This is a genomic window from Herpetosiphon sp., from assembly GCF_003512625.1.
In the GTDB taxonomy this organism is placed as follows: Bacteria; Chloroflexota; Chloroflexia; order Chloroflexales; family Herpetosiphonaceae; genus Herpetosiphon; species Herpetosiphon aurantiacus.
This window is the reverse complement of record NZ_DOPT01000017.1, coordinates 46,437-67,197: the sequence shown is the minus strand read 5'-3', so window position 1 is coordinate 67,197 and position 20,761 is coordinate 46,437. Positions and strand designations below refer to the sequence as shown.

Sequence of the window (20,761 nt, the reverse complement as noted above, 5' to 3'; positions counted from 1 at the left end):
CTAGGAGGCTAGGGGGTGAGGGTACGCATTTACATTACATCCTAATGGCTAGCAGTTGCCGCCGCTCCGGCAGTTCCACCGCGACCGGCCCACTTGAGCGGCCAACCAGGCAGGAATAAGCCAAGGAAGAGTGCTACCATTGCTACATAGAAGGTGAAGTGATAGGTTTTTTCAAAGCCAGCAACTTGTTCAGCACAAGCCAATTGAATGCTGCTCCGAACTTGATCTTGCATCACAGCTGGTGCTTGCTCCATGCCTGCTGGCAAATTCTTGGATGGGTCAACGCCTGGGGTTTCGCACAGGCCAAATGCGGCAGTTGCAACTCCAGCTTGGGCATTCTCGGCGGCACGAGCCTGCGATTGCTCTTGAAATTCTTTGGTTGCGACTGAGGTTGTGCTGGCGAGAATCGTCGCCAACACGGCCACGCCAATCGATTGAATCACTTGGCGCGTAGCATTGATCAAAGCCGAACCACGTGGCACTTTGGGCAAATCAACATCCGATAGTGCTGTGACGAAGGTGGTTTGCACGGTCATGCCCAGCGCCAAGCCACGTAAGGCCAGCAAGAACATAATCCAGCCAATTGAGGTATCGGCTTGCAATTTCGAGAGTTGCCAGGTGTTGAGAATCAAAATCGCATAGCCAGTCACAATCAACGGGCGCGGGCCGATTTTGTCGTATAAACGCCCAGCCGTTGGAGTAGCAAAGCCAGCAGCAATCGCCAAGGGCAGCAAGATAAAGCCAGTTTCTAAAGCGGTGCGCCCACGTAGCACCTGCAAATACAAGGGCAACAAAAATTCGGCCCCGAACAATGCCAAGACGCTAACCCAGCCCACCAAATTGGCCATAGTAAAGGTTGGTTTTTTGAATAAGCGCAAATCGAGTAGGGGTTCTTTGGCCACGAATAATTCAATCAAACCAAAGAGGAGCAAGCTAATGCCACCGATGATAAACCACATCGTGACGCTGCCCGATTCCCAGCCCTGTTCGGCGGCAATCGTGGCGGCATACAGCACCGAGCCAAATCCAACCGTGGAGGTGATCAAGCCTAGCACATCAAGTTTGGGTTTGCCCGTTGGTGGGGTTGGCTTGAGCCAGCGAATCGCCAAACTTACACCCAGCACGCCAATTGGCACATTGATAAAGAAAATCCAGCGCCAAAGATCGTTATCGACCAACAAGCCACCGAGAATTGGCCCTAAAGCAGGCCCAAGCACCATGGCAATCCCAAACACCCCAAGGGCTTTGCCACGCTCATTGGGAGGGAAAGCTCCATAGATGAAGGCCGTGCCAAGTGGAGTTGATAAACCACCACCAAGCCCCTGAATTGCCCGCGCCACGACCAACGTTTCAATTGTTGGTGCGACCCCACACAAAAACGAGCCAAGTACAAAGATTGAAAGACCGATCACATAAGTGCGCTTGAGGCCAAAGCGATCAGCCATATAGCCCGAAATTGGCGTGCTAATCCCCAACATCAAGACATAAATGCTCAAAATCCATTGGGCTTCGTTGATCGTCGCCCCCAGATCTTGTTGCACCGTGCGAAATGCCACGTTTACGACAGTCGTATCCAGAATCACCATGAAGATCCCGAATATAACCGAAATTAATACCTTCCATTTGTAGGCTAAACCGCCTTTTGGTGATTGCTCTGAATCTTGCGCTGTCGCCGCCATGAAATACCCTCGCAACTAGCATGTCCAATTTATTCCACATCAAAAAGCAGCAGTTTCTGGTTGCTTCCAGCCCATGCAAACTACTGCTGATAGATTGCAACTATTTGCTTAGTTAATCTAACTAATTAAATGGTACGCCGAAAAATTTGTTTGTCAAGCAGGCAATTGGGGCTCGGTTGTTGGGGATCGGAGATCGGGAGCTACTATGCGCCGATCAGACTGGATTTTCCTCATTTTGCAATTTAGCTTTATAATCAAGGCGTGGCCAATGCAGAAGTAGGGCTGAATTGGTCTTGTCGTTTTCATTTTTGCGGGAGGTCAAAGATGCCCTTCTATCACAAACTTGGCAACATTCCACACAAGCGCCATACCCAATTTCGCAAGCCCGACGGGTCGCTGTATTCGGAACAGTTGATGGGAACCAAGGGATTTAGCGGGGTCGAAGCCTTGCTCTATCACCATTATCCGCCAACTGCAATTCTCAAAGTGGAAGATCTTGGTTCAACCGCGATTGAACTTGAACCTGATGGAGCACTTCGCCATCGCCATCTCAAAACCTTTGCCCATCAGCCAGGCGGCGATCCCATCGGTGGGCGACGTATGTTGTTGGTCAACAATGACGTGCGCATGGGAATTGTCCACCCCACCGAACCCCAAACCTATTTCTATCGCAACGGCGAAGGCGATGAAATGTTGTTCATTCACGAAGGTGAGGGAGTGCTCGAAACCATTTTTGGCAATATTCCCTATCGTCGTGGCGATTACTTGGTGATTCCGATTGGCACAACCTATCGGGTCAATACCAATGGCACGCCCACCAAAATGTTGGTGCTCGAAACCATGGGCGAAATCACCACGCCCAATCGTTATCGCAATGAACATGGCCAATTGCTTGAGCACGCCCCCTTCTGCGAACGCGATATTCGGGTGCCGCTGGAGCTTACCCCTCACGACGAAAAAGGTGAATTTGCCGTCCATGTGCGGGCGCATGGCCGCATGACCAAACATGTGCTCAATCATCATCCCTTTGATGTAGTGGGCTGGGATGGCTATCTCTATCCATTTGCCTTCAACATCGAAGATTTCGAGCCAATTACGGGGCGGGTACACCAACCGCCACCAGTTCATCAAACCTTCAGCGGGCCAAATTTTGTGGTCTGCTCGTTCGTGCCACGGCTGTTCGATTATCATCCTGAGGCAATTCCCGCACCCTATAATCACTCAAATGTCGAAAGTGATGAGGTGTTGTATTATGTCGAGGGCAACTTTATGTCACGGCGTGGGGTTGATCTTGGTTCGATCACCTTGCATCCATCGGGCATGCCGCACGGGCCGCACCCTGGCACGGTCGAGGGTTCAATTGGCAAAGCGGCCACTGAAGAATTAGCGGTAATGGTCGATACCTTCAAGCCGCTCTACCTCACCAAAGCTGCCTTGAACCTTGAAGAACCCAACTACACCTATTCATGGGTCAACCACTAAAACCCACGACGGCCAAGCAGTGCATTGCTTGGCCGTTTTGTTACCCCCTACCTCAGGTTAGCACCCCAACTCCATCCAGTAACCCTATTTTGGCAAGGCCTCGCTCGTAGTACAATTTGGCTTCGCAACGCCAAACCAACCATAGCGTTGGTAGCGCTCCCATTTTTGTTCGCACAATGTGCGGAATATATTCGATTTCGGTGCTGCACGTGGCCTTTGCTCGCATGATTGACAAGCATTCGACAACTCGCTACAATAGCACCACTAGGCAGTGGTGACACCAATGCACGATGAATCTTTGATTGATCAACTGAGCGATTTAGGCTTAAGTCGCTACGAGGCAACCGCCTATTTGGGGCTACTCGGTCGGCAATCGTTTTCGGCAGCCCAATTAGCAACCCATACCAGCATTCCGCGCCAGCGAATCTACGATGTGTTGCAGTCGTTGGCAAGCAAAGGCTTGGCTCATGAACGGATGGGGCCACGACGTACCTTTGTAGCAGTCGCGCCTGAGCAAGCCTTGCCAGCACTCTTAGCCGAACGGCGCAGTGTGATGGAACGCGAATTAGCCGAGGCCCAAAGCATTGCCCAAGGCTTGGTTGCCACGATGCAGCCGATCTATACCGAAGGCAGCAACGAAGATAATCCCTTGGATTACATCGATGTTTTGCTCGACCCACGCCAGATTAGCGCTCGGGCTTGGACATTGGCCCAACAAGCTGAACATGAAATTTTAGCCTGTTTCAAACGCCCATTAGTTTCGAGCCTTGAGGAAAATGTGGCTGAAGTTCGCGAACCACGCTCGCGCGGCGTGCAGTATCGAGCTTTATATGAACTCAGCGCCTTGGAAGATGCTCAATTGCGGCCAGTGTTGGCGCAGTTTCGCAGTTTAGGCCAAGAGTTGCGTTTTGTGCCACAATTGCCAATCAAAATGAATTTATTTGATGGTCGGGTGGCCTTGCTTTCATTGCAAGATCCCATCACGGGGCGGCCTTCAATTACCGCGTTATGTATGAATCATCCATCGCTAGCGCAAACCTTACGGGTCGCGTTCGAGGCATTCTGGGCGCAAGCTCAGCCCTATAGCGATTAATCGTTGCGGCGTTTCATCAAAAGGAGGCTATCAATGACGATGGCAGAACAAGAAACCACGAATGCCCATGATCCTTTAGCATTACGTGGCATCGATTATGTCGAAATGTATGTTGGTAATGCCCGCCAAGCAGCTCATTACTATCGGACGGCCTTTGGTTTTACGCCAGTCGCTTATGCTGGCTTGGAAACAGGCACGCGCGACCGCGTTTCGTTTGTGATGCAACAGCGCAACATCCGCTTGGTTCTGACTGGGGCACTCAATCCTGATTCGCCAATTGCTGAGCATGTTAAATTGCATGGTGATGGGGTTAAGGATATTGCGCTCGAAGTTGAAAACGCCACTGCTGCGTTCGAAGCAGCACTTGCCCGCGGCGCAACCGCAGTGCTTGAGCCAACCGTGCTGGAAAGCAAATGGGGCAAAGTGGTTAAAGCGACCATTCGTACCTATGGTCATACGGTGCATACGTTTGTTGAGCGCGATGGCTATACTGGTACGTTTATGCCAGGCTACAACAAGGTTAAAAATCCGGCCAAAGCTGAGCCAACTGGTTTAGCCGCGGTTGATCATATTGTGGGTAACGTTGAGCTAGGCAAAATGGATGAATGGGTCAATTTCTATGCCCGCATCCTTGGGTTTAGCCAACTCCAACAATTTACCGACGACGATATTTCAACCGAATATAGCGCCTTGATGTCGAAAGTCGTGCAAAATGGCACAGGCCGGATCAAATTCCCAATTAATGAGCCAGCCGAAGGTCGCAAAAAATCACAAATCGATGAATATCTCGATTATTACCGTGGCCCCGGTGCTCAACACATCGCCTTGATCACGCCTGACATTATCAAAACTGTGCAGCAGCTGCGTGATAATGGCGTGGAATTTTTGCGCACGCCGGATACATATTACTCGGCCTTGGCCGGTCGGGTTGGCCATATCGACGAGGACTACAATACCCTGCAACAATTGGGTATTTTAGTCGATCGTGACGATGAAGGCTATCTCTTGCAAATCTTCACCAAACCAGTTGGCGATCGACCAACCGTGTTCTACGAGATTATTCAACGCAAGGGCAGCCGTGGCTTTGGTGCTGGAAATTTCAAAGCCCTATTTGAAGCGATTGAGCGCGAACAAGCCAAACGTGGCAATTTGTAATTAATCGCCAATACTAAGCCCGCAGTGCTGCCCCTACTCGGCACTACGGGCTTAGTATTGTTATTTAATCAGCTTAATTGTAAGAATTCCTAGCTGTTTTTTGATTCCATCGATGCTACGCTACATTTGTTGCGATTGTGTGAATGTTCGATCCAGTTTGATAGCTATCGAGCAAATACATTTAACCAAACTAGCAAGGTGGAATCATATGCCTCGACATGGTGATCAACCAACCACTCGCGAGTTAGAAATTGCTGAGTTGAGCATTAATGGCTATAGTTGCGACGAAATTGCCCTGCAATTAAGCCTTAGTCCAGCAACAATCCGCACATATTTACGCAATATTTACGCAAAAATGGATGTTTCAAATATTCGCGCATTGACAGTAAAGCTGTATAAACTTGAACGACGTTCAGAGTTTACCTGGAAAGTTCCCGATTAATCTTGGCATCAAACCCTGATCAGCGAGCAGCTTAAGCTTCAACCCTGCACCCATCCAGTAGCCGCAAGCTTGAAGCTCAAGCAAATTAAGCCCACTACATTAACCCAAACTCACGCGCCAAGCTTTGATCAAGTTGGGCATCGCCATAAGCAGGAATATACAAAGTGGCATAGGCCGAAACCTGTTGTTCGGCCAAATCTTTGAGTAAAACGCGCTGGATGGTTGGTTCTTCGATTGGCAAAATCGCTGCTTGGTAGATCGTCACCTCATGCCGAGCAGGATAAAATGCTTGTAAATGCGCGACCAAACGGGCTAAGCCAGCCCGCGAATCAAGCTGATCATGCACCACCTTGAAATAGCCAATCACCCCAATTTGCCATAAAACCAAGGGCGTGCTGGGGTCAAAGCGCCGTGGGCGCACCAAAAAATCGCTGGCCTCGTAGCTTTGATAGCCATGCAAGCCCGGGTCAATGGCCAAATCGGCAAACAAACAGGCCTCAGCTGAAATGCCAGGTAATATGTTGACCCGCAAGCCTTCGCGCTGCCCACGCTGTACCAAATCGCTGGTGGGCGTGACAAATACACTAGGATGACCATAAAATGCCACACAAACCCGCAATCCCTGACGCACTGCGGCCCAAATATGCTCGACCATGGCTGCATAAACCTGCTCACGCGGCTGATCGGCTTGGTAAAAATGGGCTAACGATTCGGCCTGTGGATTCAGTTTGTGAATCCATTCATCGGCCAGCGGGTGCATCACCAAGTAAAAGGTTTGGTCGGCTTTGCTGATCCACGCATGGGCTTCATTAGTTAAATGCGCGATCATGGTGATGCCTGTGCCAACAATTGTCAGCGAGCCTTGTTTCACTGCTGACACCATACTACGTTGGTTGCTCATCAAAGGCTATTTCAAATAATGGTGGCTGATCATCTTTTTGGCGATGATAGACAAAATTCGTTAATTTTGTATGAACTGGGCGAGTTCTACCAACCAAAATATAATTATTGGCCGGAATATGTAATTCAATTGGAATATTGGCACAATTGTAGGTTGGTTGTTCGATTTGGTTTTTGCTGCGAATATAAAAGACCTGAGGAACGTCATCAGGGTCGTTTGGGTCAACATAGCAAACATGTAAATCGAAGTAGGGATTACCGCTATCATCTTCGATCATATAGCTATGATTGAGCAACCAGCAGGTCACGTTATAATCTTTGGATTTATCGGCGGCTTCGATAAATACATTCATATACGATGAAACTGTGACCGGAACATCTTGATAAGCTTGGGTTTCTGTTTGGGCAACAGTGCCAACGCTCCGCAAGGTCATCACGGTGGTAACTTCTTGAATTGGGTCTGCTTTGGCGAGTTTCTGACCAAGCCCTAGTTGTTGCAAAAAGCCTTGAGGATTTTGCTTGAACGAGGCTAAACGGCTTGGGTCATCGACGAGGGTTTGGACGAAATCGACCATATCCATGAATATTCCTCCTACTAAACCGCAATACTCTGGCTTTGCTCAATTTGGCTTAAGCAAAGGGCTACATAGCGTTCAATTCCTGACAGTTCAACCTCAATCGTCGGCCTGCTTTGGCCTGCGGAATGCTGGTGCAACTGTAAACGATTGAGCAAACTTTTGGTTTCGGCACTACAGGCTGGATGTTGGCTCAAGCTATGCCATAGTTTGAACCAATGGCTTGGCTCGCCATCGCAAACCGCCGCCCAAAATTGCAAAACTGTCGCATAACATTCGAGCAATAGCGGGATTTCTTGGCGTTGCTGAGCAACCATAATCGCCCGCGCCAACCATGGCTGCACATATTGAAAATGACGTTGCGCCAATTCGAGTTGGGCTAGATGAATCGCCGCCCGTCCAATCATGGCCTCAACCCCTAGTTCTTGAAAAATGGCAAAGGCTTTGTGCAAATAGCCCGCACTTTGGGCAAAATCTTCGCGGCGCAGCGCCAACATGCCCATTTGATCGCGAATTAATGCCTCGCCAAGCGGGGTTTTGAGCTGATAGGCCAAATCAAGGCTGGCCTCAAAATGATGCTGAGCCAGATTATAATTGGCTTGTGCCAGCGCCACCACCCCCAAAAAGCGTTGACTATGGCATAACCCCCACAGATGTTTTTGGGCTTGATAGTGATCGCTACAGGTCTGGAAGGCTTGTTCGGCGGCTTGCCAATTGCCTTGTGCCAACAACACCGCGCCGATCGATAACCATGTATCACTGACTTTAATTGGATCGTTGACGCTTTCAGCCTGAGCCAAACAGCGTTGTAATAGATCAAGGGCGCGGGTATATTCGCCTCGGCGTTGGGTAATCACCCCAAGTTGCTTATAAATAAACAACAATTCAGCCACATTCTGCAATTGCCTTCGATACAAGACATCGATACACTGTTGCAATAATGCCTCAGAACGTGCTAATTCGCCCAAAATATAATGAAACTCAGCGTAACACGAAACAATTCGCACTACAATTAAAACGATCTCAGCCTCAACATCCTGATGGTCAAGCGTGCTTAATAACGCTGCGGCTGGAGCAAAAAGCTGTTGGCCTTCGATCTCGCGGTTGCGAATCGCAAAGAAATCGTGTAAAGCAATACAATAATCGCCTAAAATATGAATTTGTTGGGCTTGAACCGCCCAGAGCCAACCACCCCGAATATTATCAAGCTCTTGTTCTAAGAGCATTAACCCTTGTTGGCTGGCGTTGCCATGAATTAATTGCTCTTGCTGACGGCTAAATTGGCCAAAGTAGCGGGCATGGCGTTGATACAGCGTTTGCTGATCGGCGGCCAAGCCTTGGAGTTTGGTTTGGGCAAATTGATGCAGCAATGGGTGTAAGGCATAGCGGGTTTGTTGTTGCAAAATTTCAAGCGTGAGCAACGATTTGGCCCGTAAATTGGCCAGCACGTTCAAATCGACCTCGGCAATGATTGTGGCGGTTTCAGCATTAAAGCTACTAGGAAATACCGCCAAGCGTGCTAGACAAGCCTGTTCATGCGGATCAAGCAATTGCCACGAATAATCAAAGGCGGCCTGGATGCTGCGATGGCGGGTTGGAATATCGACCACATCGCTATGAAAAAGCTGCATGTCATTGCTGAGTGCCTCGACAATTTCATGGCCACTACGAATGGTCATCCATGGCGCGATCAATTCAATTGCCAACGGCAGGCCATGGACCATCTGGCAAATTTGGCCAATCGCTTGACGATCAGCGTGGCTATAATCGGCCAAATCGCCCGATTTGCCTTGCCGCTGCAAACAATGCACAAATAAATCGACCGCTGCAAAATGCTGAAGTTGCTCGGCCAACAGCGGCGAATAGCCTGAATCATCATTAATCTGGGGATAGGCCAAGCCTGCTAATTCCAATACATATTCGTTTTGCAGGCGCATGCGCTCGCGCGAGCCAATAATTAAGCGCAATTGCGGAATATGTTGAATCAGACTGCTGAGGGCTAAGCGAGCGCTAGTCGCCAACAATTCGCCATTATCAATGATGATGATCAATTCATGCTGTTGCAACTGGAGAATCAGGTGTTCAACCAGATCGTTGGTGCGTGGTGGTGGTAGGTTTAAGGTCTGCACAATTGCCAACAACACAGGTTCTGCATCCAACAGGCGCGGCTGTTGATCGGCACTGACCAAGGAAATATAAAAAACTCCGTTGCTCGAAGCCCCTAAATATTCGTTGACCACCTTCCAGCCAAAGGTCAGGGCTAATTGGGTTTTGCCGCTCCCGCCAGCGCCCATAATCGTCAACAGTTGGTTACGTTCAGCCGCCAGCCAATGGGTCATGCGTTCTAGCTCAGTTTGGCGACCATAGAGCATTGGAGTTGGCCGAATCAACCGATGCGGACGTTGGGCGGGTGTTGCCATAATTTGGCGCTGCAAGGCCTCACTCGCTGGCTCGGGTTTTAATCCATACTCACGCTCTAAAACTTGTTCGAGCAGCCGATATTGGCGCAGGGCAGTGTGGCGTTGGCCGGTGCGCATCAACAGCAACATCAACTGGCGATGGGCGACCTCATCACATTCATCAAGCGTCACCAAGCGCTGAAGCCAACGAATTGCCTCGTTGTAGTTGCTTACCACGGTATAGCGTTCGATCAGGCGGCGAATCGCGACCAGCGCTTGTTGTCGCCAATATTCTACCTGTTGGAGTTGCCAGCTGCTGAAGCCATCGGCATCGCGGAGATAAAACCCATTGAGAAAATCGCCTTGATAATGTTCGATCGCGCTGGCTAATTCGTTGGTTGGGCTAGCTGGGTTCTCAAAAATTTGGGTGCAATGCTGAAGGTCGAGCCAATAACGGGCTTGGGGATGCAACCCGATCGTATGGCGCGTGACCTCAATAAACGGGTCCATCACTTTGCGTAATTGATTGAGTGTGAGGCGTAAGTTGCCCGCCGTGCGTTCTGCCGATAAATCATTCCATAACAGTTGTGCCAAAACCTCACGTTCGTGGGGGTAAGGATTGACGACAAGGTAGATCAGCAGTGCTTCCACTTTGCGAGTTGCTAGATCACTAATGCGTTGATTGTCGATAAAGATCCGCAAGCCGCCAAAAACGTGAATCCGTAAACTTGGCACCGATTGAGCCGAATCATCAGGCTGATGCGTGACATTCACGGAGCTACATCTCCAATAAAACGATTTTGAAACGCTGGGCCGCTATGCTGTGAATTGTAGCAGACCTTGTAGCGGATATTCAATAGATAGTGAATGAAGGATGAGCTATGAACAGCGAAGTTCGGAATCAAAACCATCACAGCGAAACAGTGGCATTACAACTCGTCGAACAAATTTGCCGAGGCGAACATGCAGCCATTTGGGAGTTGTATAGTTTGTACCACACTGAACTGTCACAGCAATGTTTAGTTTGGATGCATGGCAATCCCCACGATGCCGATGAAGCATTAAGCCGTTTGGTGCTCAAAGCGTGGGAATCGTTGCCCCGCCATGCCTATAAAATTACCAACGCCAAGGCTTGGCTCATGCGCATGGCCTACAACATTTGCATCGATATTCATCGTCAACAACAACGCGAACTCAAGCGGCTTCAACCGCTCGATAGCCTGCTGGGCAATGACGACAGCATGCCACATAGCGCAACGCCCTCGCCCGAAACGGCGTTGTTGAAGCGCGAAGTTTATGAAACGATCAATCAAGCCTTGCAAGCGTTATCGCCACGCTTGAATAGCACTTTTTCGTTGTGGCTCTACAACGATATGTCATGCGATGCGATTGCGCAGCATCAAGGAATTTCGTTGGCCAATGTCTATAAACGCTTGCAACAAGCCCGCGATATGTTGCAACCACAATTACGCCCAAGCACTGTTGAGGGGTAAACGAACATAGAACATAGATGTAATGGTTTATAGCGTTAACAACGGTCAGCATGCCCTCACCCCCAACCCCTCGCCCACTGCGGCGGGCGAGGGGAGCACCGTTGGAGCAGTCCCCCCTCGCCTCGCGTGCGGGAGAGGGGGTTAGGGGGTGAGGGCACGAGAATTGGTTGTTAATCCAATGAACCATTACACATAGAGCATAGTTGAGATTAGGGGCCAAGGATCAGGGACGAGGGATCAGAGTTTGGCGCAGAGGATCAAAGGCTATGGGCTATTGGCTATTGGATTTACTCTTTGGAATACCAAGGAATATTCGATAGTCCATAGCCCATAGCCTCATTTCGTGTCCTTCGTGTCCTTCGTGGATCAAAACCTAGCCCTTGCCCCCTCTTTCCTTCGTGTCCTTCGTGGATCAAAACCCAGCCCCTGCCCCCTGATACCGACCCCTGAGCTTTGCGTGTGTAACTCAAGTGTAACTGCTTGCTGCTATGCTTAAAATCCTTCCTGCCCCATTGCCCACGTCGCCCAACTAGGTTCAATCAAAGGAGATTGCTCATGAAACGAGGATGGCTGATCGTACTGCTGTTACTTGGCATTTTGGCAAGTTTTTGGAGTCCACAGGCGGCGAGTGCAGGTCAATGGATTACCGGTTCAGTTACAACGAGCGCCGGTTCGCGCAATTACAAACTATGGGTTCCAACTAATTATTCGACCTCAACGCCTACCGCCTTAGTGGTGCTGTTACATGGCTGTACTCAAACGCCCGATGATTTTGCCCGTGGCACCGAAATGAACAATTTGGCCGATAACCAAACGTTTTTGGTACTCTACCCTGAACAACCAACCAGCAGTAATGCCAATCGTTGCTGGCAATGGTGGGATAGCCAACATCAAACACGGGGGGCAGGCGAACCCAGCATTATCGCCGCAATGGTGACCAGCATTCAAGCGAGCTATAACGTTGATCCAAGTCGGCGTTATGTTGCAGGGATTTCGGCTGGTGCAGCGATGAGCGTCATTATGGGCGCGACCTATCCCGATATCTTTTCAGCAATTGGGGTTGTTGGTGGCTTGGAATACAAGGCCGCAACCAGCGTGTTGAATGTTTCGACGGCCATGCAATCGGGTGGCCCCAACCCCGAAGCTCAAGGCTTGGCCGCCTATCAATCGATCGGTACGCGAGCCAATTTGGTGCGGGTGATGGTGATTCATGGAACGGCGGACAGCGTGGTTACGCCGATCAACGGCCAACAAGTTGTCCAGCAGTGGCTCACCACCAACGATTATCTTGATGATACTCAGCGCAATTATTCAGTCGATGCAACCGTTGATCAAACAATTTCGGGTACTGTGCCTAACGGTCGGAGCTACACCCGCACTATCTACAACAATGCAACCAACCAACCAATTATTGAACATTGGGCAATTAATGGGATGGGGCATGCATGGTCAGGTGGCAGCAGTTCAGGTTCCTACACCGATCCTCAAGGCCCAAAAGCCAGCAATGAATTTTGGCGGTTCTTTAGCCAAACCTCGGCCAGCCCCACCCCAACAACTACGCCAGCAGCCAGTGCCACCAGCACTCCACCCAGCATAACGCCAACAAATCCAACCTCGACCCCGATTGCTCCTAGCCCTACACCCAGTGCAGGCCAAAGCATGCAATTCCCTTCGTGGGGCTTGGAAGATGGCTTGGTTGCCCAAACAACGTTTGGTGGATATGTATTGATTCCAAGTATGTATGTTGGTGATAGTGGCAGCACCAGTCTGCGCGGAATCCTCTCATTTGACACCTCGGCCATTCCCGATGGGGCGACGATTACCAGCGTCAACCTAAGCTTAGCGTATGAACAAAGCGCGATTGGCACTCCGTGGACAGGTCTTGGAAGCTTAGTTGCAGATCTAAATCAAGGTTGTTTAAGTCTGACCTGTTATCTTGAATTGAGTGATTTTGGCACAACGACCACAGCCAGCAGTGCCATGAGCTTTCAGCAAACCCCCAATGGTTTGAATGGTAGCGCCAATTCAACCGGATTAAGTGCTATCAATAAACAAGGCCGTACCCAAATTCGGCTGCGCTTTGAGAACTTAACCAATGCTAACAGCCAAGCTGATTATGTGCGGATTGCTGGTGGCGAAGCAATGTTGACAAGCAATCGCCCAGTCTTGACTGTAACCTATCAACCATAATCCAAAGTTTATTGGATAAGAGCCATCCATCGCAGTTCAGATGGATGGCTCTTATCGTTCATAGCAATTCAATACAGCAATTATGGTAATAAACTGCGTTATAATGAAGCTAGTACCTAGAATTTTAGCGTATGGCTAGATTTGCCTATGACAGCACCATCTTTCCCAGCTTTTTGCAATCGTTGTGGCAACCGGCGGAGTCCTCAAGCGCGGTTTTGCAGATACTGTGGTAATGCCTTTCAGCATTGGCAGGCCACAGCAACCAAGTCGATCCCTTCAACTGAGGTAGGCGTAAAGGCTGTGCAGCGTAGCATAAAATGGCGTTATTGGTTTGCGTTAACGCTTGTTTTATTCATTGGTGCACGACTTAGCCTAAAACCATTGATGGGATTGGTACTAGGTGGTTTAAATTTTAGCAACGCACCAATTGCTGGTACTCCTAACCAGAGTCCGCCTAATCAACGCCTTGCCACAGGCCAAACGCTCCGAATTCACGTGATCGATGTTGATCAGGGGGACAGTATCTTAATTCAAACTCCACAGGGGATGAACGCCTTAATTGACGGCGGCTATGACAATGGTTTGGCATTAGAATACTTACACCAACAAGGCATTCAACGAATCGATCATATGATCGTATCACACCCTCATGCTGATCATATTGGCGGGCTGGTTGAGGTGCTGAATTCTCTCGAAGTTGGCAGTATTTGGACATCGGGTGCAGTTCACTCCACCAGTTATTTTGAGAATTTGCTTGATGCGATTGATCGTCAACAAGTGCCATATCGCGAAGTTAAAACCCAAGAGTCTATTCCTCTGGGCGATTTGAGTTTATTAGTTGTCCGCAGCGAACCACAGGCTGGTGATTTAAATGATACCTCCCTGATTTTGCGTTTAGAGTATGGTCAATTTAGTATGCTTTTTACTGGTGATGCTGAAGCGAGTAGCGAGGTCGATGTTTTACAAACAACGCCCAATTTGTTACCAGCTACGGTGCTTAAGGTTGGCCATCATGGGTCATATACCTCAACGACTCCTGCATTTGCCCTAGCGGTTGATCCAACTCTAGCGATCTATTCAGCAGGTCGTAATAATTCTTATGGCCATCCACATCAACAAACATTAACAACATTGTGCAATCTCGGGGCAACGGTTTATGGCACTGATCGTCATGGGACAGTCGTTATAACCTCCGATGGACTTGAGTATCAGGTGCAAACGGCCCAGCGAACAACAGCACTGTGTCATTAAGGAGCCAATAATGCTTGTAGTTTTTGATCGCTATGAAGGTGAGCATGCGGTATTAATTGATCAGCATAATCACCAAATCTATAATATTGTCATCGGTTGCTTACCAGCATCAGCCCAAGTTGGCGATTATCTTGATCTCAGTTTCGATACTGCCAACCAGCCCCAATTAATCCTAGCCCCTGAACAACGTCAAGCTGCTGAGCAACGAATTACAGCAAAATTGGAGCGTTTGCGCCGTGGCGATCATTTAGCAAATAATTCTTAATTGAGTGTCAGTTGGGTTTTGTGCCAAGCGCATCGACATAGGCATGAATTCGCGGGTAGGCGTAAGTATCCGATTCGCTAATATAAATCGTGCGCAAGCCATAGACTAAGTTATCGGTTTGGCCTTGGCTCAGCATATCGTGGGCTTTGATGCTTGGGTCAATGCTTTGCCAAATCCGCTCAAAATCGGGCAGTTGCATTAAGCTCGCAACTTTGGCCTGATACCATGTTTCAAATTGGCATGCACGATTAGCTTGCTGAAAATTATAGACATAGTTGCGAGCAACCCGCTCCCATTGCAAGCCACCTTTGCTCAAGATTTTGCGAGCCGAATAATTAACTGGATCAAACATGAAATTCAAAATATTACGATGTTCAACCGGAATACGTTCAAAGTTCAGCCCCAAAAAGTGCTGAAAGACATGCACCATTGGCTGATTAATCGCTAAAATATCCCAGACTTGATTAACTAAAAATGCTGGGTACTGCAAGATATCTAACAAACTTTGCAATTGGGCAAGTTGAGCTTCTAAGGCATCCCCGCTTAAAATATCTGGATCTTCGGCGTAGCCTGCACTGCGCAAGAGGTAATTTCGCTCGTGAATTGGACACTCCAATAAACTGGCAATCCCCCGCACCACATGTTCAGCCACTTGGTTTTTAGCCCGTTGCTCCAATAGCCGTTTATAGGTTGGGTATTCAGCCCAAATTGCTTGTTGGCTAAATGGATTGGCTTGCTTCGGTTGCTTCTTATGCCAAAGCTGATCCTCAAAGGCTCGTTTGCGTTGAATCCGAATACTTTCGGCGGCCTCAATAAATGTCGCATTAATCTGGGCTGCACGGTCTTTGGCCACAGTCATATCTATTAGTTTCCTTTTCCAAGGAGATAGCACCTTTTTTGATGGTAACAAGCCTATGAATCAATGTCAACTATGCTTTAATTCATAGGCGGCTAAACCGAGATAATTCTCTATGCAATCACTGATTAACTCTGTATGCTCAATCGCAGAAGGTCGCCATATGCTCTAGTTTGTGGGAGAGTCGTGAGAACATACAGCAGGGTTGGTATATGGGGTATACCAATCCTGTTGGTATTTCCAAGCATCCTCGGCTAACCCAAAGCCTTTAGCCATCTCTCGCCCTCTGCGCCTCTGCGTTAAAAACGAACCTTATGGAGCGTTCAACTGATCCTTCATCCTTCATCCTTTCATAACTCCTGACATCACTTAGTAATCTCGCTGGGTAGTATTTTGCAGCTTGGCAGGCTAGGCTAACAGCAGTTTTTGTATGCAGGAGTTTGGTCTATGGCCCGCCATTCACTCAGCCCTAATCGATCATTGCAACGTGCTTGGCGTTTTGATCGTGGATTACCTAAGCCATTGTTATTGCTGTTATTGCTTGATTTATGTCTGCTTTTGCCAGTGCCATGGCTCTTGCCAAGCGTGTTTGATCCACAGCCACATAGCCAACCTAGCACAAACCTAGCAATCGAAGTTCCAAGCGCAACTGCAATACCCCAAGGTGCAGGCATTGGCAGCGCAGCCGAACAACGCCAATTGCCATTGTTAATTGATCCAGTGCGGTTGCAAGATGCTCGCTATGGTGATGCCCAAACTATTGCTAGGTTGCTGGCTAAATATTGGCCCAGCTTGGCTAAGCAAACCTTTGATGTGGGCAATGGCATCCAACAAGATGCTGCCAATATCATCACTGGCCAAGCCTTGCGCTGGAATATTAATCCACTCATTTTAGTGAGTTTGTTGGCAATTAATTACGATGTTGCCAATTCGCCACGGTTTGAACAGGCGTTTGGCGGCCCTGAAATGGGCTTTCCCCAACAAGTACTCTGGGCAACAATCGAGCTGCGCGAAGGCTTAGACCAACCAATCACCAACACATTTCAACTCCAGCATGGCGGTTGGTGGTCAACTGAACAACCATTAGATCGAGCGAATGCCAGTTTGTTGCGAGTATTGGCGCAAACCCGTAATCAAACTGAGCTTGAGCAATTGTTGGGTGCTGGTAACCAGTCATGGGTCGCGCAGGTAACCCCAATTATGGGTGATCCGCGTCAGCCAATCTACAATCCAGTCATCGATCAGCCGTTTATGGTCACGCCGTTTAATGCTGCCAATCATCCAATTGCCCAATTCGATCATCAGTATCCTTTAATTAACGCCGATGGCACGATGCTTGGCAATGGCTTGAGTTTCGAGTTAGGCTACGATGGGCATAATGGCTGGGATTACGCTCTACCTGCCGATAGTCCGATTTTGGCTGTGGCAGCAGGCACAGTGCTATTTGCAGGCTGGGTTGATAGTGGTTGCGCTACACCAGCAGGCGTGGTAGTGGTTCAACATCTCAATGGTTATCGCAGCGCATATTGGCATTTGGGGCGGGTTGATGTTCAAGCAGGTCAGCAGGTGGCTCAATCGGAGTTACTGGGGCTGATTGGCCAAACTGGTTGTAGCGTTAATGATCATCTTCATTTGAGCATTCAGCGCTTAGGTCGCGATGTTAACCCTGCTGGCTGGTGTAGCACCTTGCCCGATCCATGGGCTGCCCATCCAGCCGGAGCCAGCAGCCGTTGGCTATGGCTCGATCAGGTCGATAGTTGCAACCAGCCAGCCATGAGCAGTTTGGCCGATGATAGCGATCCAGCCACGACCACGCGCTATGGCAGTGGCTGGCAAATAGATTCAGCAGGCAATTTCAATGGCTCACACTGGACAAGCACTGGTGGTCAAACCCTCTGGCGGCCATGGATCGCCCAAGCGGGTCGTTATCGTGTAATGGTCTTTATTCCCAATGTGGCGACCAAGGCTGGCACGGCCCATTATCGGATTGCCCATAGCGATGGCATGAGCGAAATAGTGATCGAGCAGGCCAAGCATGCTGGCAGTTGGCTCAGTTTGGGCGATTTTTGGTTTGATCCAGGCCAAATTGGCCGCATTGGGCTTAGCGCCATACCAGGCACGTTAACATGGGCCGATGCAATTGCCGTTCAATCGTTAAATTAAGCCAGTGCTTTGGCGAGATCCGCTAAAAATGCCTCGGCAGCAGCATCACTGATCAAACGAGTATCATAACTGAGGGTGGCGATCGCTTGTTGGCTAATTTGCAATGCCTCGCCAACCAACACTTTGCGGGTAGCCCCAATATGCAACGTCGCCGATTGACCATAGTTGATCGGCGCAGCACTCCACAAATTCACCGCACTTTGAATGAAGCTAAACACCCCAGCTTGCTCAGTGGCTGGGCTGGTTAATGCCCGTTGCAAGCCACGCAAATTCAAATCGGCGGCGAATGGAATGCTACAGCGACCCAAAGGATGTTCAACCTGAATATGCAAACTAGCCCGTTCCAAACGATCACCAGCAGACCAAACACTGCGTAATAGTGGATGGCGTTGCAAGACCTGAATTGTGGCGAGCAATAAATGCGCGGTTAATTCGGTTGAAGCAAACCGATCGAGGCTGATGGCGTGCGAACAATAGGCTTGGGGAATGCTGGCTGCGGCAAGTTGGCGCAGCTGAATCTGCTGGAGTTGGGCCTCAGTCCACGGCTGAAGCGTGCTTGCTTGTGGCGGCGTTGTTTGGCTGATTGGCGGGTTTTTGGGAGCAGCAACAACAATTACTTGCTCAGATTGGGCAAAAGCATTGCCCATCTGTTCGGCGACACAAAACCCATCGGCAGGAGCGGCAAGTTGCTCGGTTGGCTCAGCTAACGTTGGGGAGACATCGGGCAAATGCGCCAGAATATCGCGTTTGCCCACCCGCCCATCGGCGAGCGTACCACTGATTGTGCTTAAATCGAGTTGATGGCGCTCGGCAATGCAACGAGCCAGTGGGGTGACAGTAAGTTGGCGTTTTGACACCATTTCAACAAATTGTAATAATGGAGTAGTCACATCGAGGGTGGCTCCCTCATCAACTAATAATGCCGCAACCGTTCCAGTTTGCTGTGCTGGAAGCGCCCATTCAGCGTGTGCATCAACAACCAACGCTACAAGCTGGCCTGCTGCTACCTCAGCACCAGGTTGAATCAACCAACGGTATAATCGGGCGGTTGATTGAAACGTTGGCAGAGCCACTGACGATGCCATGAACACTCCTTTGTGATCTACATGAATGACAGTTGAGCAGCACATTAGCAGGAGCAAGCACCATCGACAAGGGGTGACTCCACGCTGAGACGTAAGCTATTGTACCATGGGGATGAATGGTCAAAAAACGGTGCCAATTCAACCGTAACAAATTGACCCTTCAGACGGTATACATTGAAAGGGGACGCTCGTTTTGTTCGAGTCTCTCAGCGATCAAGAAATTATCGAACGCGCCAAAGCGTATGATCATGCAGTGCTGCAATTTCTTTACGAATCATATTCGCCTGCGTTGTTTCGTTATATTTACTATCGCATCGGCGACCGCGAGACAGCCGAAGATATTCGCGCCGATGTGTTCATAAAAATGCTCGAGGGCTTGGCTTCATTCAATTATCAAGGGTGGAGCATCGCCTCATGGCTGTATCGGATTGCCCATGATCGGGTAGTTGATCATTTACGTCGTCAAGGGCGGCGCAAACAAGAAACCCTTGTGGAAAGTGTTGTTGATCCTGCCGACGGGCCAGATCAACAATCGTTAGAATCGTTGGATCATGCTGAACTCTATGCGGCATTGCAGCAACTCACCGATGAGCAAGCTGAAGTGATCATACTGCGATTTCTGCAAGATCGGAGTATACGTGATGTTGCGCAAATCACTGGTCGTAGCGAAGGTGCTATCAAAGCATTACAGCATCGGGCACTTAACGCGCTGGGTCGATTACTTCGACCAGTGGGGGACTAATGAACGATAATTTGAGCCACATGATTATTGATGCATGGCAAAACGGGGCCAGCCTCGAAACACTCTGCCAGCAGTATCCTCACCACGCTGAGGCTATCCAACAATTAATTAATCCATTAATTCAGTTACAACGGGTCAATCCACCAACTATGCCAGCACGAGCAAGCCATGCACAAGCTGATTTTATGCGTTTAGCGCAACACTATCGCGCTCAAACTGCCCCAAAGCCTAAACCACGACGGCGCTTATTAACTCAACGCTGGGTTTGGGCCACAGCGACAATCCTGCTCTTGGTTTGTTTGAGTGGCAATTTGGTCTTATCGGCCTCGGCTAGCGCCTTGCCAGGCGATAGTTTGTATGGGATCAAACGTTGGAGCGAATCGATCAGCTTGGTGTTTACGCCCAGCGCTGAACAATTAACTGCACGGATCGATCTGGTCAACGAACGCCAGCATGAGATCGCTAGCTTGGTAGCATTAAATAAACCAGTGCCAAGCGAATTGCTTGATGAAGTCGTCAACGAAACTCAGTCAATTGAGTTGGCGCTTGCGCCGACCCATACGAATGACCCACGACGGAGCAAATTGAGCCAAGTCAATCAGCAACTGCAAACGACAATTGCAATTATTCCAGTGGAAAATGCGACTGACAATCTCAAACATCATGATCTGATTGAGACGCTTGATCAAAGCCGTCAGCGCATCGATATTGCCAATCTGACGACTATTCCGACCCAACCAGCGAAGGTTTTGGTTGGTCCAACAGCAACCAAGCAGCCAAGTATCGCGCCAGCGGCAACTGATCTGCCACATATTGCAAACCCAAAGCTCCCGCCAAAGCCACATACACCAACGCAGGAGCCAACCGAAGTCGTTTTACCAACCTCAACGAGCACACCATGGCCAACCGCGAAACCAACGCGGGTGCCGCCGCCTGTGATCAAACCAACTGCCACTGCGACTTCGCTACCCACATCAGCCCCAACCGATGT

At 49.4% G+C, this 20,761-nt stretch carries 17 protein-coding genes; 11 read left to right on the top strand and 6 right to left on the bottom strand.

The genetic code is table 11. The features are described from left to right. Nucleotides 1-41: 41 nt before the first annotated feature. Nucleotides 42-1,679 (bottom strand): DHA2 family efflux MFS transporter permease subunit, encoded by a 1,638-nt coding sequence (locus tag DEF47_RS03560; protein WP_012190300.1) that lies wholly within the window; start codon nt 1,677-1,679, stop codon nt 42-44. A 324-nt stretch (nt 1,680-2,003) separates the two neighbouring features. Here DEF47_RS03560 and DEF47_RS03555 point away from each other — a divergent pair, with 324 nt between their 5' ends. The 4 genes from DEF47_RS03555 (at nt 2,004) to DEF47_RS03540 (ending at nt 5,851) form a co-directional block, all read left to right on the top strand. After that, nucleotides 2,004-3,161: a homogentisate 1,2-dioxygenase gene (locus DEF47_RS03555; protein ID WP_012190301.1), complete on the top strand. Its 1,158-nt coding sequence runs from the start codon at nt 2,004-2,006 to the stop codon at nt 3,159-3,161. Between the two features lie 283 nt (nt 3,162-3,444). Beyond that, the gene (locus tag DEF47_RS03550) at nt 3,445-4,254 is read left to right on the top strand and encodes a TrmB family transcriptional regulator (RefSeq protein WP_012190302.1); all 810 of its coding nucleotides are present in this window, start codon (nt 3,445-3,447) and stop codon (nt 4,252-4,254) included. 33 nt (nt 4,255-4,287) lie between these two features. Continuing rightward, nucleotides 4,288-5,409, top strand: a complete 1,122-nt coding sequence (gene hppD, locus DEF47_RS03545; protein WP_012190303.1) for a 4-hydroxyphenylpyruvate dioxygenase — start codon at nt 4,288-4,290, stop codon at nt 5,407-5,409. A gap of 208 nt (nt 5,410-5,617) precedes the next feature. After that, nucleotides 5,618-5,851 carry a response regulator transcription factor gene (locus tag DEF47_RS03540; RefSeq protein ID WP_012190304.1) on the top strand — a complete coding sequence of 78 codons (234 nt, stop codon included), beginning with the start codon at nt 5,618-5,620 and terminating at the stop codon, nt 5,849-5,851. A gap of 94 nt (nt 5,852-5,945) precedes the next feature. Here DEF47_RS03540 and DEF47_RS03535 read toward each other — a convergent pair whose 3' ends face one another. Genes DEF47_RS03535 through DEF47_RS03525 form a run of 3 tightly spaced genes read right to left on the bottom strand, consistent with a single transcriptional unit; the run spans nt 5,946 to nt 10,499 of the window. Then, entirely contained in the window at nt 5,946-6,734 is a 789-nt protein-coding gene (locus DEF47_RS03535) for an SAM-dependent methyltransferase (protein ID WP_041304525.1), read from the bottom strand. A gap of 1 nt (nt 6,735) precedes the next feature. Then, nucleotides 6,736-7,332, bottom strand: coding sequence for a hypothetical protein (locus DEF47_RS03530; RefSeq protein ID WP_012190306.1), 597 nt, complete (start codon nt 7,330-7,332; stop codon nt 6,736-6,738). A 14-nt stretch (nt 7,333-7,346) separates the two neighbouring features. Further along, complete coding sequence (locus tag DEF47_RS03525; protein ID WP_012190307.1) at nt 7,347-10,499, bottom strand: ATP-binding protein; 3,153 nt, start codon at nt 10,497-10,499, stop codon at nt 7,347-7,349. 107 nt (nt 10,500-10,606) lie between these two features. On the opposite strand from DEF47_RS03525, the gene DEF47_RS03520 reads away from it, so the two are divergent. The 4 genes from DEF47_RS03520 (at nt 10,607) to DEF47_RS03505 (ending at nt 14,924) form a co-directional block, all read left to right on the top strand. Beyond that, complete coding sequence (locus DEF47_RS03520) at nt 10,607-11,218, top strand: RNA polymerase sigma factor (RefSeq protein WP_012190308.1); 612 nt, start codon at nt 10,607-10,609, stop codon at nt 11,216-11,218. Nucleotides 11,219-11,773: 555 nt separating this feature from the next. Then, complete coding sequence (locus DEF47_RS03515; RefSeq protein WP_012190309.1) at nt 11,774-13,408, top strand: extracellular catalytic domain type 1 short-chain-length polyhydroxyalkanoate depolymerase; 1,635 nt, start codon at nt 11,774-11,776, stop codon at nt 13,406-13,408. A gap of 300 nt (nt 13,409-13,708) precedes the next feature. After that, a complete protein-coding gene (locus DEF47_RS03510) occupies nt 13,709-14,659 on the top strand; it encodes a ComEC/Rec2 family competence protein (protein ID WP_287044969.1) in 951 nt (316 codons plus the stop codon). A 10-nt stretch (nt 14,660-14,669) separates the two neighbouring features. Further along, nucleotides 14,670-14,924 carry a DUF3006 domain-containing protein gene (locus DEF47_RS03505; RefSeq protein WP_012190311.1) on the top strand — a complete coding sequence of 85 codons (255 nt, stop codon included), beginning with the start codon at nt 14,670-14,672 and terminating at the stop codon, nt 14,922-14,924. Between the two features lie 7 nt (nt 14,925-14,931). On the opposite strand, the gene DEF47_RS03500 is transcribed toward DEF47_RS03505, so the two are convergent. After that, on the bottom strand, nt 14,932-15,783 hold the full coding sequence (locus DEF47_RS03500; protein ID WP_012190312.1) for an MmyB family transcriptional regulator: 852 nt from the start codon (nt 15,781-15,783) through the stop codon (nt 14,932-14,934). Nucleotides 15,784-16,227: 444 nt separating this feature from the next. On the opposite strand from DEF47_RS03500, the gene DEF47_RS03495 reads away from it, so the two are divergent. Then, nucleotides 16,228-17,943, top strand: coding sequence for a peptidoglycan DD-metalloendopeptidase family protein (locus DEF47_RS03495; protein ID WP_012190313.1), 1,716 nt, complete (start codon nt 16,228-16,230; stop codon nt 17,941-17,943). On the opposite strand, the gene DEF47_RS03490 is transcribed toward DEF47_RS03495, so the two are convergent. Then, nucleotides 17,940-19,028 carry a biotin/lipoyl-containing protein gene (locus DEF47_RS03490; RefSeq protein ID WP_012190314.1) on the bottom strand — a complete coding sequence of 363 codons (1,089 nt, stop codon included), beginning with the start codon at nt 19,026-19,028 and terminating at the stop codon, nt 17,940-17,942. The two genes, DEF47_RS03495 and DEF47_RS03490, sit on opposite strands and share 4 nt — an antisense overlap. A 193-nt stretch (nt 19,029-19,221) precedes the next feature. Between DEF47_RS03490 and DEF47_RS03485 the strand changes: the two genes are divergently transcribed. Beyond that, nucleotides 19,222-19,770: a sigma-70 family RNA polymerase sigma factor gene (locus tag DEF47_RS03485; RefSeq protein ID WP_012190315.1), complete on the top strand. Its 549-nt coding sequence runs from the start codon at nt 19,222-19,224 to the stop codon at nt 19,768-19,770. After that, nucleotides 19,770-20,761, top strand: a 992-nt coding sequence (locus DEF47_RS03480; RefSeq protein WP_287044968.1) for a DUF5667 domain-containing protein, incomplete at its 3' end; no start/stop codon positions are given. The genes DEF47_RS03485 and DEF47_RS03480, both read left to right, overlap by 1 nt.

Excerpts from the sequence above, each read along its gene's own strand:
- DEF47_RS03560 (WP_012190300.1), bottom strand. The coding sequence starts at position 1,679 with ATGGCGGCGACAGCGCAAGATTCAGAGCAATCACCAAAAGGCGGTTTA.
- DEF47_RS03555 (WP_012190301.1), top strand. The coding sequence starts at position 2,004 with ATGCCCTTCTATCACAAACTTGGCAACATTCCACACAAGCGCCATACC.
- DEF47_RS03550 (WP_012190302.1), top strand. The coding sequence starts at position 3,445 with ATGCACGATGAATCTTTGATTGATCAACTGAGCGATTTAGGCTTAAGT.
- hppD (WP_012190303.1), top strand. The coding sequence starts at position 4,288 with ATGACGATGGCAGAACAAGAAACCACGAATGCCCATGATCCTTTAGCA.
- DEF47_RS03540 (WP_012190304.1), top strand. The coding sequence starts at position 5,618 with ATGCCTCGACATGGTGATCAACCAACCACTCGCGAGTTAGAAATTGCT.
- DEF47_RS03535 (WP_041304525.1), bottom strand. The coding sequence starts at position 6,734 with ATGGTGTCAGCAGTGAAACAAGGCTCGCTGACAATTGTTGGCACAGGC.
- DEF47_RS03530 (WP_012190306.1), bottom strand. The coding sequence starts at position 7,332 with ATGGATATGGTCGATTTCGTCCAAACCCTCGTCGATGACCCAAGCCGT.
- DEF47_RS03520 (WP_012190308.1), top strand. The coding sequence starts at position 10,607 with ATGAACAGCGAAGTTCGGAATCAAAACCATCACAGCGAAACAGTGGCA.
- DEF47_RS03515 (WP_012190309.1), top strand. The coding sequence starts at position 11,774 with ATGAAACGAGGATGGCTGATCGTACTGCTGTTACTTGGCATTTTGGCA.
- DEF47_RS03505 (WP_012190311.1), top strand. The coding sequence starts at position 14,670 with ATGCTTGTAGTTTTTGATCGCTATGAAGGTGAGCATGCGGTATTAATT.
- DEF47_RS03500 (WP_012190312.1), bottom strand. The coding sequence starts at position 15,783 with ATGACTGTGGCCAAAGACCGTGCAGCCCAGATTAATGCGACATTTATT.
- DEF47_RS03495 (WP_012190313.1), top strand. The coding sequence starts at position 16,228 with ATGGCCCGCCATTCACTCAGCCCTAATCGATCATTGCAACGTGCTTGG.
- DEF47_RS03490 (WP_012190314.1), bottom strand. The coding sequence starts at position 19,028 with ATGGCATCGTCAGTGGCTCTGCCAACGTTTCAATCAACCGCCCGATTA.